Source organism: Actinoplanes sp. SE50/110 (assembly GCF_900119315.1).
In the GTDB taxonomy this organism is placed as follows: domain Bacteria; phylum Actinomycetota; class Actinomycetes; order Mycobacteriales; family Micromonosporaceae; genus Actinoplanes.
In genome coordinates, this window is record NZ_LT827010.1 from 396,081 (window position 1) to 409,360 (window position 13,280).

The 13,280-nt window shown below is 70.2% G+C and carries 9 protein-coding genes; 6 read left to right on the forward strand and 3 right to left on the reverse strand.

Annotation, left to right across the window (positions count from 1 at the left end; all coding sequences use genetic code 11):
- Position 1 precedes the first annotated feature (1 nt).
- The 6 genes from nuoL to ACSP50_RS01780 all read left to right on the forward strand — a co-directional run bounded on the left by nuoL (position 2) and on the right by ACSP50_RS01780 (position 8,933).
- On the forward strand, positions 2–1,909 hold the full coding sequence (gene nuoL, locus ACSP50_RS01755; protein ID WP_014687432.1) for an NADH-quinone oxidoreductase subunit L: 1,908 nt from the start codon (positions 2–4) through the stop codon (positions 1,907–1,909).
- Positions 1,906–3,447, forward strand: coding sequence for an NADH-quinone oxidoreductase subunit M (locus ACSP50_RS01760; protein WP_014687433.1), 1,542 nt, complete (start codon positions 1,906–1,908; stop codon positions 3,445–3,447). The genes nuoL and ACSP50_RS01760 overlap by 4 nt, the downstream gene beginning before the upstream one ends.
- Positions 3,444–4,967: an NADH-quinone oxidoreductase subunit NuoN gene (gene nuoN / locus ACSP50_RS01765; protein WP_014687434.1), complete on the forward strand. Its 1,524-nt coding sequence runs from the start codon at positions 3,444–3,446 to the stop codon at positions 4,965–4,967. The genes ACSP50_RS01760 and nuoN overlap by 4 nt, the downstream gene beginning before the upstream one ends.
- A 370-nt stretch (positions 4,968–5,337) precedes the next feature.
- Positions 5,338–6,297: a polyprenyl synthetase family protein gene (locus ACSP50_RS01770; protein WP_080128181.1), complete on the forward strand. Its 960-nt coding sequence runs from the start codon at positions 5,338–5,340 to the stop codon at positions 6,295–6,297.
- Positions 6,298–7,164: 867 nt separating this feature from the next.
- Positions 7,165–7,959, forward strand: a complete 795-nt coding sequence (locus ACSP50_RS01775) for an IclR family transcriptional regulator (RefSeq protein ID WP_014687436.1) — start codon at positions 7,165–7,167, stop codon at positions 7,957–7,959.
- A 272-nt stretch (positions 7,960–8,231) separates the two neighbouring features.
- Entirely contained in the window at positions 8,232–8,933 is a 702-nt protein-coding gene (locus ACSP50_RS01780; protein WP_014687437.1) for a zf-HC2 domain-containing protein, read from the forward strand.
- Positions 8,934–9,152: 219 nt separating this feature from the next.
- On the opposite strand, the gene rarD is transcribed toward ACSP50_RS01780, so the two are convergent.
- The 3 genes from rarD to ACSP50_RS01795 all read right to left on the reverse strand — a co-directional run bounded on the left by rarD (position 9,153) and on the right by ACSP50_RS01795 (position 13,248).
- Positions 9,153–10,058, reverse strand: a complete 906-nt coding sequence (gene rarD, locus ACSP50_RS01785) for an EamA family transporter RarD (RefSeq protein WP_043510680.1) — start codon at positions 10,056–10,058, stop codon at positions 9,153–9,155.
- Positions 10,059–10,245: 187 nt separating this feature from the next.
- Positions 10,246–10,632 (reverse strand): phage holin family protein, encoded by a 387-nt coding sequence (locus ACSP50_RS01790; RefSeq protein WP_014687439.1) that lies wholly within the window; start codon positions 10,630–10,632, stop codon positions 10,246–10,248.
- Between the two features lie 99 nt (positions 10,633–10,731).
- A complete protein-coding gene (locus tag ACSP50_RS01795; RefSeq protein WP_014687440.1) occupies positions 10,732–13,248 on the reverse strand; it encodes a Cortactin-binding protein 2 in 2,517 nt (838 codons plus the stop codon).
- Between the last annotated feature and the right edge of the window lie 32 nt (positions 13,249–13,280).

Below are 13,280 nucleotides of genomic sequence, written 5' to 3' on the forward strand. Positions count from 1 at the left end.
CGTGGAACACACCTACGCCCCCGCGACGGGCGTGCTGAGCGGGATCTGGCTGCTCGTGGCCATCCCGCTGGTCAGCTCGGCGATCCTGCTGCTGCTCGGTCGACGCGCCGACCGGTGGGGACACTGGCTCGGCGTACTCGCGGTCGCCGCGTCCTTCGTACTCGGCCTGATCTTCTTCATCAAGCTCGGCGGACTCGCCGCCGAGCAGCGGTCCGCGGAGCTCAGCCTCTTCGACTTCATCGACGTCGGGAGCCTGAAGGTCGACTTCGGTCTGCTCTTCGACCCGCTGGCCGGCGTGTTCGTGCTGCTGATCACCGGGGTCGGATCGCTGATCCACCTGTACGCGGTCGGCTACATGGAGCACGACCCGGGTCGGCGCCGCTTCTTCGGCTACTTCAACCTGTTCGTCGCGGCGATGCTGCTGCTCGTCCTCGGCAACAACTACGTGATGCTCTACTTCGGCTGGGAGGGTGTCGGTGTGGCGTCCTACCTGCTGATCTCCTTCTGGTACACGCGCCCGTCGGCGGCCACCGCCGGCAAGAAGGCGTTCCTGATGAACCGGGTCGGTGACGCCGGCCTGGCGATCGGCGTGTTCCTGATGTTCACCACGGTGGGCGGCACGCAGTACTCCACGGTGTTCGGCAGAATCGGCTCGCTGGGGTCGACGACCGTACTCATCATGGGTCTGCTCCTGCTCCTCGGCGCCTGCGGCAAGTCCGGCCAGTTCCCGCTGCAGGCCTGGCTGCCGGACGCGATGGAGGGCCCGACCCCGGTGTCGGCCCTGATCCACGCGGCCACCATGGTCACCGCGGGCGTCTACCTGATCGCCCGGTCCAATCCGATCTTCTCGGCCAACGACACGCTGCAGCTGGTGGTGGTCAGCGTGGGTGCGCTGACGCTGCTGATCGGCTGCATCATCGGCACCGCCAAGGACGACATCAAGCGGGTGCTGGCCTGGTCGACGGTCAGCCAGATCGGCTACATGTTCCTCGGCGTCGGGCTCGGCGGGGCGGCGTACGCGCTGGCCATCATCCACCTGCTGGCGCACGGCTTCTTCAAGGCGAACATGTTCCTCGGGGCCGGGTCGGTCATGCACGGCATGCACGACCAGGTCGACATCCGGCGGTTCGGCGGCCTCAGCAAATACATGAAGACCACCTGGCTCACCTTCATGATGGGCTGGCTGGCGATCATCGGCATCCCGCCGCTGTCCGGCTTCTTCACCAAGGAGCCGATCATCGCGGCGGCGTTCGACCGCCCCGGCTGGACCGGCTGGCTGTTCGGTGGCGCGGCGATGCTCGGCGCGGGCCTGACCGCCTTCTACATGACCCGGCTGTTCGTGCTCACCTTCCACGGACCGCAGCGCTACACCGAGGAGAACACGCACCCGCACGAGTCGCCGGCGATCATGACGATCCCGCTGATCCTGCTGGCGCTCGGTTCGGTGGTGGCCGGCTGGGTGATGTCGACGACCGTGGTCGACTGGCTCAACCCGGTCTTCGGCGAGCAGCCCGAGCACACCGAGAAGCTGTGGATCACGCTGCTCAGCATCCTGCTGACGCTGATCGGCGCCGGCCTGGCCTGGGCCCGGTTCCGCCGCGGCACCGAGCCGGCACCGGAACCGGCGGGGGTGGTGGTCACCGCGGCCCGACGCAACCTGTACACCGACGCGTTCAACGAGGCGGTGTTCGAACGGCCCGGCATCTACCTCACCCGGGCGCTGGTCTACCTGGACGGCAGGGGCATCGACGGCCTGGTCAACGGGCTGGCGGCGGCGGTGGGCGGCGGCTCCGGCCGGCTCCGGCGGCTGCAGACCGGCTTCGTCCGCTCGTACGCCCTGTCCATGCTCACCGGCGCCATGCTCCTGGTGGGCGCCTTCCTCGCGATCCAGTTGGGGTGGCTGGCGTGAAAGATTTCCCGTTCCTGTCAATCCTCACGTTGCTGCCGCTGGTCGGGGCGATCGGGGTGGCCTGCATTCCGCGGGCCAGGGCTGAGCTGGCCAAGCTGGTCGCGCTGATCTCCTCGCTGGTGGTGCTCGCACTCAGCATCTTCATGTGGGTGGGTTACACGGTCGACAGCAAGGACCGGTTCCAGTTCCACGAGTCGTACGCCTGGATCCCGTCCTGGCACGCCAGCTTCACCTTCGCCGCGGACGGCATCGCCCTGGTGATGCTGATGCTGGTGACCGTGCTGTTCCCGATCGTCATCCTGGCGTCCTGGAACGACGTGGACCAGAGCAAGCGGTCCGCGCCGACCTACTTCGCCCTGCTGCTGGCCTTCGAGTTCACCATGATCGGGGTGTTCGCCGCGGCGGACATCTTCCTGTTCTACGTGTTCTTCGAGATCATGCTGGTCCCGATGTACTTCATCATCGGCTCGTTCGGCGCCGGCCAGAAGCAGTACGCCGCGGTGAAGTTCTTCCTCTACAGCCTGGTCGGCGGTCTGTTCATGCTGGCCGCGGTGATCGGGCTGTGGGTCAACGGCGGACACACCTTCGACTTCGAGGCGCTCGTCAAGGCCGCGCAGTCGATCAACACGGACACCGCCCGCTGGCTGTTCCTCGGCTTCTTCGTGGCGTTCGCGATCAAGGCGCCGTTCTTCCCGTTCCACACCTGGCTGCCGGACTCCGGTGCGGCCGCCCCGGCCGGTGCGGCCGCCCTGCTGGTCGGCGTGATGGACAAGGTCGGCACGTTCGGCATCCTGCGGTACTGCCTCCCGCTGTTCCCCGAGGCGTCCCGCTGGTTCGCGCCGGCCGCCCTGGTCATCGCGGTGATCGGGATCATCTACGCGGCCCTGCTCGCGGTCGGTCAGAACGACCTGAAGCGGCTCGTGTCATACACCTCGATCGCGCACTTCGGATTCATCGGCATCGGCATCTTCGCCTTCACCACCCAGGGTGGCACCGGCTCGGTGCTGTACATGGTCAACCACGGTCTGGCCACCGGCCTGCTGTTCATCGTGGTCGGCATGTTCGTGGCCCGCCGCGAATCGTCGCTGGTCAGCGACTTCGGCGGGGCCGGCAAGCTGGTCCCGGTGCTGGCCGGGGTGCTGTTCTTCGCCGGTCTGGCCTCACTGGCCCTGCCCGGCACGGCGCCGTTCGTCAGCGAATTCCTGGTGCTGCTCGGCACGTTCAGCACGCACAAGGCGTACGCGGTGGTCGCCACCGCCGGCATCGTGCTGGCCGCGGCGTACGTGCTCTGGATGATCCAGCGGACCACCCAGGGCACGCTCAACCCGGCCCTCGAGGAGAAGCCGGGCATGCGGATCGACCTCACCCTGCGGGAGAAGGTCGTGGTCGCCCCGCTGATCGTGCTCCTGCTGGTGCTCGGCTTCTACCCGAAGCCGGTCACCGACGTGATCAACCCGGCGGTGCAGATGACACTGCAGCACGACGTCGGCACGCAGGACCCGGCCCCGGTGGTCGCGGACGGAAAGGCTGGCCGATGAAACTCCCACCGATCGACTACGGCGCACTGGCCCCCATGCTGATCCTCTTCGGGGTCGCCTGCCTCGGGGTGCTCCTCGAAGTGCTGGTGCCGCGGCGGTCCCGCAACGTCGTGCAGCTGTCGCTGGCCCTGCTGGGTGTCGCGGCGGCGCTGACCGTCCTGGTCATCCACCGCAACGACCGGCTCGTCACGATCGGCGGCGCGGTCGCGATCGACGGGCCGACCGTCTTCCTGCAGGGCGCGATCCTGTTGCTCGGCGCGGTCTCGCTGTTCCTGATCGGCGAGCGGTCGGTCGAGGCCGGCGGTGCGTTCGTGGCCCAGGCGGCGGTCGTGGTCGGCTCCGATAAGGACAGCCGGCAGTCGGCCGGGCAGCCCGGGCTCACCGAGGTGTACCCGCTGGCCACCTTCGCGCTCGGCGGCATGCTGCTGTTCGTCGCCGCGAACGACCTGCTCACCATGTTCGTGGCACTGGAGGTCTTCTCGCTGCCGCTGTACCTGCTGTGCGCGCTGGCCCGCCGCCGGCGCCTGCTCAGCCAGGAGGCCGCCCTCAAGTACTTCCTGCTCGGGTCGTACGCCTCGGCGTTCTTCCTGTTCGGTGTCGCGCTACTGTACGGCTTCGCCGGCGGCGTCCAGCTCAGCGTCATCCACCAGGCGGTGGTCAGCCCGCAGCGGGACCAGCTGCTCCTCTACGGCGGTCTCGGACTGGTCGCGATCGGCCTGCTCTTCAAGAGCGCGCTGGCCCCGTTCCACGTCTGGACCCCGGACGTCTACCAGGGCGCTCCGACCCCGGTCACCGCGTTCATGGCGGCCTGCACCAAGGTGGCCGCGTTCGGGGCCCTGCTCCGGGTGTTCTACGTGGCCTTCGAGGGCGTCCGCTGGGACTTCCAGCCGGTCCTCGGGGCGGTCGCGGTGCTCACCATGTTCATCGGCGCGATCCTGGCGGTCACCCAGACCGACATGAAGCGGCTGCTGGCCTACTCGTCGATCGCCAACGCCGGCTACCTGATGGTCGGCGTCCTGGCGCTCAACGAGGACGGGCTGAGCAGCACGATGTTCTACCTGGTGGCCTACGGCTTCTCGGTGATCGCCGCGTTCGCGATCGTCAGCCTGGTCCGGGACGCCGACGGCGAGGCCACCCACCTGTCCCGGTGGGCCGGCATCGGCCGCAAGAGTCCGCTGCTGGCCGGCGTCTTCACCCTGGTCCTGCTCGCCTTCGCCGGCATCCCGCTGACCAGTGGCTTCACCGCCAAGTTCGCGGTCTTCGCGGCGGCCACCGCGGGCGGGCAGACCTGGCTGGTCATCTTCGGCGTGATCAGCAGCATGCTGATCGCCTTCCCGTACGTCCGGGTGATCGTGCTGATGTGGCAGTCCGAGCCGAGCGAGAACACCCCGTCGGTCTCCATCCCGGGCTTCCTCACCTCGGCCGCACTGGGCCTCGGGGTGCTGGTCACCGTGGCGCTCGGCGTGGTGCCGGGGGCGCTGATCGACCTGACGCGGGATGCCGCCCAGTTTGTTCGCTGACCGTTCCCGCCCCGCGGCCCCGGTGCACCAGCACCGGGGCCGCGGTCGTTCGGCGATGCGGTCCTTTCAGGATCGCCGCCGTGAGTATTCCGGCGCGGTGATCGACGTCGGCCGCACCCGCGGCGGATCCGGAGCGGCCGAGAATGTCAGGTCATCACCCGCCACCATCCGGAACGCCGGAACCTGGCCCGCCCATCCATTTCGTGGGACGCCTACCGGGCGATCCGGGCAAATCTCAACCGCACTCATTCCTGATCTTGTGGCACGCACCCCTGGGACGGAAACCGGTGGGCCGGTATGGCATCGTGGGACCGTGGTGAGCACCGGTGAGCTGACGCTGTCGTCGCTGGGCCTCGACGTCGATCCCGCGATGGACGCGTCGGTGTCGGCGATGCTGACCGCCGTCGAGGAAGCGCTGCGGGTCCGCGTCGCCAGCGCCGACCCCCTGGTGACCGAGGCGGCCCGCCACCTCGCCGACGCCGGCGGCAAACGACTCCGCCCGATCCTCGTCGCGCTCGGCGCCCAATTCGGCGACCCGGCCCGCCCCGAGCTGATCGACGCGGCCAACGTGGTCGAGCTGACCCACCTGGCCACGCTGTACCACGACGACGTGATGGACGAGGCCCCGGTCCGCCGCGGCACCCCCAGCGCCAACGCGCGCTGGGGCAACTCGGTCGCCATCCTGGTCGGCGACTACCTGTTCGCCCAGGCCGCCGAGCTGGCCGCCAAACTCGGCACCGAGGCCGTCCACCTGCAGGCGCAGACCTTCTCCCGGCTGGTGCACGGGCAGATCGCCGAAACCGTGGGCCCGCGGGGCACCGACCCGATTCAGCACTATCTGCAGGTCATCGCCGACAAGACCGGGTCGCTGATCGCCACTGCGGCGCGCTTCGGCGGGCTGTTCTCCGGGGCGCGGCCCGAGCTGGTCGAGGCGCTCGCCGGGTACGGGGAGCTGATCGGGCTGGTCTTCCAGCTCTCCGATGACCTGCTGGACATCGCCTCCGAGTCGGTGCAGTCCGGGAAAACGCCGGGGACCGATCTGCGGGAAGGGGTGCCGACCCTGCCGGTGCTCTACGCGCTGGCGGGGGACGACGCGGATCCGGCTGCGGTGCGGCTGCGGGAGCTGCTCTCCGCGGGGCCGATCACCGATGATGCGCTGCACGCTGAGGCGTTGGGGCTGCTGCGGGAGTCGGCGGCGATGAAGCAGGCGCGGGAGACGGTGCGGGGGTATGCGGAGGCGGCTCGCGAGCGGCTGGCGCCGCTGCCCGAGGGGGAGGCGAAGCGGGCGATGGAGCTGCTCTGCGACTACATGGCCGACCGCACCAACTGAATCACCGTTTGACGCGAGATCAGGGCCGCTGGCCCGTCCAGGACAAGCGCCGCGCCCTTCCACATCCGCTGTTGGTCGCGGAAACCATGCCGTGGGTCTTCCTGTCCTGGGTGGCGTCTAGCACGTCGGCCGACGGTCTGGTCCATATTTCGGGATGGTGATCATTCGCAGGGTTCGACGGGCAGCTTTCGGGTTCGGCGGTTAGGCCGATAACGATCAGTGGCGTGCATCCCGCTCCGAGGCCCTGCCGCCCGAGATGCGGCTGGCCACGGTGCTGCCCAAGGCGCCCTGCCGCCCAGGACGTCCGTCGCCTGGGACGCTTGCGGTCAAGGCGCTCTGCCGCCGTCCAGGACACCGGCTGCCTGACACGCTCAACCGCGCGGGCCAATGCTTCCCGCGGTGGGGCGGACTCTCCACAGGGCTCTCGGCCGCCTGTTCGCGGCCGGGCCATCTCCTGCACGCCGCCGTGCGGCACCAGGGCCACCGCCGGCCCGGCGACGGGTTGGGATGGGGATGACGGCCTGCTGAGGTGTGGAGGCCGGGTAGACGGCCCGGCGGGGTGCGGGGCCTGGGTGGAGGGTTGGGGGCGGGCTGATCGGGCAACCCGACAGCCAGGAAGACGGGTGTCGAAACAGAAATGTGCATGATATGGGCGGCCGGTGGGGAGGGGAGGCGTTTTGCCTGGTGGATGCCGGTTTTAGTGGGCGATTTGGGGCAGAAGCTATCGGATCAATTCGGGCACGTTCGGACACGCCGCGTTCTATTGATCACACCCGCTGTGCAAATCGATCGTGATCCACATGCTTTTGGCATTCCGTCGCCGGATGTTTCTTCATATGGTGTAAGTCCCTGGCCTCGGAGGTAGCTGTGCGTGACCCGCTAGCGGAGCCGTCAGATCTCATCCGGAGCGTGTCGCGTGCCCTGCGCGTCCTGGAGTCGGTCGGCCGGGCTCCGCGCGGGCTCACGGTGAAACAGATCGCCCGTCGCTGCGAGCTGACCGTCGCCACCACGTATCACCTCGTGCGCACCCTCGCCTACGAGGGCTACGTGATCCGCCGCGAGGACGGCACGTACATCGTCGGTTTGGAGATCGCCGACCGCTACCGGGAGCTCGTGTCGGCCTTCCGCGGCCCGCCGGCCGTCGGTGACGCCCTGCGCCGTGCCGCTCTCGACACCGGCTACAGCCACTACCTGGGCCGTTTCGTCGGCGGGCGGATCGCGGTCACCGCCTCCGCCGAGGGCGCCCGCTCCCCGTTCCTCGACGACGTCGCCCCCGGCTTCGACGAGGGCGGCCACGCCACCGCCCTGGGCAAGGCGCTGCTCGCCACGCTCACCCCCGATCAGCGCGGGCGATACCTGCGCGACTACGGGATGCGGGCGTTCACCCCCACCACGCTGACCACCCCGGAGGCGTTGGAGGCCGACCTGGCGGCCGGCGAACGCCGCGGCATGCAGATCGAGATGGGCCAGTTCCGCCAGGGCCTCGCCTCCGCCGCCGTGGTCGTGGTCGCCGACCGGGACATGGAACGCCGTCTGGTCCTCGCCTGCTCCATGCCCGCCGCCGAAATGCTCACCTCGGCCCGCGTGGTCCGCGCCAAACTCACCGCCGCCGCCCGCAACGTCGCCGAAGCCCTCTCCGGAGGCGAATCCGCCACCGCCTGACGCCCGTCACGTCCCGGCGCCTCGGCAGCCGGTGCCGGGCCGGATTCGGGGGTCGTTCGGGTTTGTGAATTTCCGCCGGGCGGTATGTTGGTTTCGATCTTTGCGGTGGGATTTTCGAGGTGGCTATTTCACGCGTTTTCCCTGCACCAGGAAGTTTCGGGTGACCGGATCGCTACAGCTTGAGGTGCGGGTTTAAGAGATATTTGAACCTCCCCGGCGCCTGTCGCGTACCAGAGTGCGGATGACTTGAAAGCCGGCTGGAGGCGGGACAGATGCGGTGTGAGGACGGGCACGACGACGCCGCGTACGTCCTCGGCGCGCTGTCGCCGGCAGAGCGGGCGGCCTACGAGCAGCATCTGGCGACGTGCTCGTTCTGCCGGGAGGCCGTGGCCGATTTATCCCGTGTGCCGGACATGCTGGACCGTCTCGACGCGGACGAGTTCGCGCGGCTGCTCGACCCGTCACTGCTCGACCAATCGCCGCCCGCCCGGCCGTTCGCCGCTCCGGCCGCCGAACGGTCACACCGGGCGACTCCGCCGCCCAGGGCCAGAACCTTTCCGGTACGCCTGCTGAGCACCGCCGCGGCCGTCCTCCTGGTCATGATCCTCGGGGTCGGCGTGACACTGTGGCTGATGAACCGGGCCGAGCCGGGCAGCGCCGCCTCCGGGCCGGCGGTCGCGATGGCCGCCGTGAACAATTCCTCGCCGATCTCCGCCAACATCCGTCTGACCGGGACGGCCGGCGGCACCAAAATCGAGATGGTGTGCCGGTACGCGGAGTCGGAGAAGCCTTACACGTTCGGCCTGATCGCCTACGGCCCCGACGACCAGAGCGAACAGGTCGGCTCGTGGACGGCCCACCCGGGCGCGGAATTCCGGATGCTGGCCAACACCCACTTCACCATTGAAGGTCTCGACCGCATCGACCTGGTCCGCTTCGACGGCAAGATCATGCTCACCTACCGTCCCCGCTGATCCCGGCGCAGCCGAGTCCCGCCTGACTACGGGCTCCGCAGTCTCGGCTGACCGGCGGCCGCGGCCATGGCTGACTGCCAGGTCTCCGGAGCGGCGGGTCGGACGTAGGCGGTGCGGTGGGGCAGCGCAGCGCGCGGGGATGTGCTGAACGGGGCGGTTCTGCAAGGCAGGGCAGTGTGCCCGGCGGGGTGAGGTTCCGGCGTACCAAATAGGTGGGCTTCAGACGCGGGTGGTGGCTCGCTGGCGGGCGGTGGTGCGGGCTGAGTGGATGCCGTGGGCGGTGAAGATGATCAGGGCCAACCAGACCAGGGCGAACCCGGCGAGGCGGGCGGGCGGCATCGGCTCGTGGTAGATCAGGATGCCGCAGGCCAGCTGGAGGATCGGGGCGATGTACTGCAGGATGCCGAGGCCGACGAGGGGAACGCGGTTGGCGGCGCCGGCGAAGAGCAGCAGCGGGACGGCGGTGGCGATGCCGGAGAAGAGCATCAGGGCGGTGTGTACGCCGGAGACGTGGCCGAACTTCGCGCCGTGACCGAGGTTGAGCCAGGTCAGGTAGGCGAGCGCGGGCAGCGCGAGGACGGCTGACTCGACGAACAGGCCCTCGGCGGGCGGGAGTGACATGCGCTTCTTGATCAGGCTGTACGAGCCGAACGACGCGGCCAGGATCAGCGCGATGTACGGCAGGCGGCCGTAGTCGACGGTGAGGATGGCGACCGCCAGGCCGCCGATGCCGACCGCGATCCACTGCCAGGGGTGCAGGCGTTCGCGCTGGACGGTGACGCCGAGCAGGACCACGACCAGCGGCGTGATGAAGTAGCCGAGCGCGGCCTCGACGACCCGGGACGAGTTGACGCCGTAGATGTAGGTCGCCCAGTTCACGCCGATCAGCAAAGCCGCGGCGGTGACGCCCCCGAGCAGGCGTGGGGTGCGCAGGATCCGACCGAGGAAGGACCAGTTGCGCATCGCGGTGAGCAGCAGCGCGACGAACACGACCGACCAGATGATCCGGTGCGCCAGGATCTCCAGGGGCGGGGACGGCTTGAGCAGCTTGAAGTAGATCGGGAAGAAGCCCCACAGCACGTACGCCGTGATGCCGTACAGATAGCCGCGCCGCTCGTCGCTCATGCCCTTACCGTAAGGCCGCAACGGTGCCGCGCTCCTTGCATATATTCCACCTCACAGGGCCAATCCGGGGGCTTTGGCCCGCGCTCGCGGAACGGGGTGGGTGCGCGCGAGCGCGGGACGCCGTGTGGCATCCCGCGCTCGTGAGGTCCTGCTGTGCGCGGCCGCCGGGGGGTGGGGCCGCCGGCGGTCAGTTGTCGTCGCCGCCGTCGGGGACGAGCATGTTGAGAACCCAGCTCACGATGCCGACGAGCAGCGCGCCGAGGACCGCCGAGGGCCAGAAGTGGTCGACGTGGAAGCCCAGGTCGAACTGGCCGGCGATCCAGCTCGTCAGCATGAACAGCAGGCCGTTGACGACCACCGCGATCAGCCCGAGCGTGAAGACGTAGAGCCCGCAGCCGATCGTCTTGATGATCGGCCGGAGGATCGCGTTCACCACGCCGAAGATCACCGCGACGGCGAGGAGGGTGCCTGCCTTACTCGTCGCGGTGTTCGCGGTGAGGTCGATCCCGTCGATGACCAGGGTCGAGATCCACAGCGAGACGGCCGTGATCACGAGCCGGATGATGATGCCCATGGCACGGGATGGTGCCACGGCCGTGCCACCGGTGGGTACGACACTCCGCGATCTTCATCCGTCCGCCGCCGGATATTCCGACATATTGAGCTCTATCGCTCAAATGTTCCTCCGGGTCAGGTCTCCGATCAGCACCTTTTCGATGGCCGTGGGAGCCAGCATCGCCCAGCGGATGCCGTGCGGACCGGCGATCCCGATCATCCCGGAGCGCATCCGGCTGAGCAGTCGCGCGGCGTCCCCGAGCGGCAACGCGTCACCGGCCCGTTCGGCCTCGTCGGCCCGCAACGGCTGCAACAGGACCAGATCGGCGTCGGTCGCGGTGCGGCCGTCCGAGGCGGCGAACTCCCGCCGGAGCATCAGGGTGGCCTCCCAGGGGCCACTGTCCTGCATGCATTCGAGCCATCGGTCGGTGTCGTCGTCGGTCTGGTCCGCGGTGTCGCGCCCCGGCGGGTCGTCACCGGTCGTCGCGATGTGGCCGCCGTCGCCGGGGGCGCCTGTGCCGAGCGCGTATACGCCGGCTGTGACCGAGGTGGCTGTGGCGGAGGCGGCTGTGGCTGGGGTTGCTGTGCCCGGGGTCGCTGGGGTGGTGGGGGCTGGGGTGGTGACCGAGGAAGTGGCGACGACGGGGTGGGTGACGGCCGGCTGGGGTCTCGGGCGAGGGCTAGGGCGTGGACTGGGACTCGGAGACGGGCGGCCGGGGCCGGGGCTGTGGCCGCCGGGATGTGGCCCGGGCGCGGGAAGCGGGTCCACGTCCAGGATGGTCAGTATCGGGCGCAGCGGGGAAGCGAGCGGCAGGTCGACCGGCCTGTCCGGTGGCACGATGCCGATTGCGACGCCCGGCGAGGCGGTGGCACGAGCGAACGCGGTCCAGTCGCCGGGCCGCAGGGTGCGCACCAGTACCTGGGCGCCGACCGCCATCGCGCGGAAGGCCAGCAGCTGAGCACAGCGGAAACCGCCGACGACCAGCACCCGGGTCGGCGCCGGCCGGAACAGCGGGATCAGCACGGGTTTGCCGTGCCGATCCTGGCCGACGGCGACACCGGAGCTTCCGGTGGGCAGCGTCAGCCTGCCGAACTGCTCGCTGGTGATCGAGGGCCGCGGTTCGGATTCGCCGTCGGATGGCTCGGGCGCGGGCGGGTGGAGCGGCGCGGAGGGCCGGGGGTGGGTGACCGCGCCTCGCCGCATGGTCGGTTTCAGGCGGGGATCGACCAGGCCGCGCCGTCGTCTCGGCGACCTGGACCGGAAGGGCTCCGGCTGCACCGTGTCGGCGGAAGGCGCCGGTTTCTCGCCGCGGAGGCCGGGATCCCGGCGGAAGCCGGTCGTGCTCGGTGAGACCGGTGCGGGGGCGAGGGCGCTACGGGTCGTGCCCGGTGCAGCCGATGCCGTATCCGGGGCGTGGTGGGTCGTGCCCGGGGCGGCGGCTGATGTCGGATCCGGGGCGTGGTGGGTCGTGCCCGGGGCGGCAGGCGCCGGGTGGAGAGAGTCGCTGTGCCGGACCGGGAGCAGGGCCAGATCGAGGGGATCGCCGGTGAGGACGGCGGAGTCGCCGGGCAGGGCCAGGGGCAGGGTGGCGGTGAGGCCGTGCAGGTGCTCGCCGTCGCGGCGGCGGAGCTCGATGCGCTCGGCGCGCGCCAGCCGGGTCAGGGTCTGCGCCGCGGACTCCAGGGCGGCCCGGTCGGGTGCGGTCAGGCGGACCGACAGGGAGATCCGTGGCGGCTCGGAGGACTCGGGCTCCGGCAGGTCGGCGGTGACCGTGACGGTGGTGGCGGTGACCGGGAGCTGGAGCAGCCGGGTGAGCAACCCGGCGGACGGTGCCACGTCGGCCCGGGGGCGAGCCTGGAAGGTCACCTGGGACAGTGGGCCGGCCCGCAGCACCGGCCACTGCTCCTGGACCTCGGCCGCGGGATCGGCGTACGTCAGATCGGCAAGCGCCCGGACCGCCGCGGCCTGGGGCAACGGCCGGGCCCTGAGCCGGCTGGCGAGCTTGCGTGCCTGGCCCCGCAGGGCCTGGCGCAGCTCGCCCTCGGTCCAGCCGTCGGTGCGCAGCACGCGGACCGCGAGCACCGTCCGGGTGTATCCGAGGGTGGCGCCGCCGGTGAGCATCCGGTACGAGCTGGCGACCGGCCCGGGCCCGGCGGTCACCGGCGCTGCGGTGAGCAACAGCTGAATCCGGCTCGGCGGTCGCTGCTGGGCGTCGCGCAGCAGCTCCCAGGGGGCGGCCAGGCCGGAGCGGGGCTCGGCCAGCGGGCCGGCCGGATCGCCGAGCTCGAGAAGCATGGTCAGGCCGAACTCGTCGGCGAGCACCGCGGCGGGGCCTCGCGGCAGGGCGATCGAGGTGACCTGGGCGCCGGGGGCGGCGAGCTCGAGCATCGTGGCGCCGGCACGGCGACGGGCGCGGAAACGCCAGTCGGCGGCGAGCCACTGGAACGCCCAGCGTCCGCGGACGCGCAGCCAGGTCATCGTGAGCAGGGCGGCGGCGCCGGCAGCGGCCGAGATCAGGACGAGGCCACCCGCCGCGGCGCCGATCAGGAGCAGGACCACGGCCGCCTGGGTGGCGATCACCTGGTGGAGGCGCACAGCGGAGAAGCGTGGTGCGGTGGCCGGGCCGGTCGTCACGCGGGCCTCCTTCCGATCGTGCAGGCATCGAT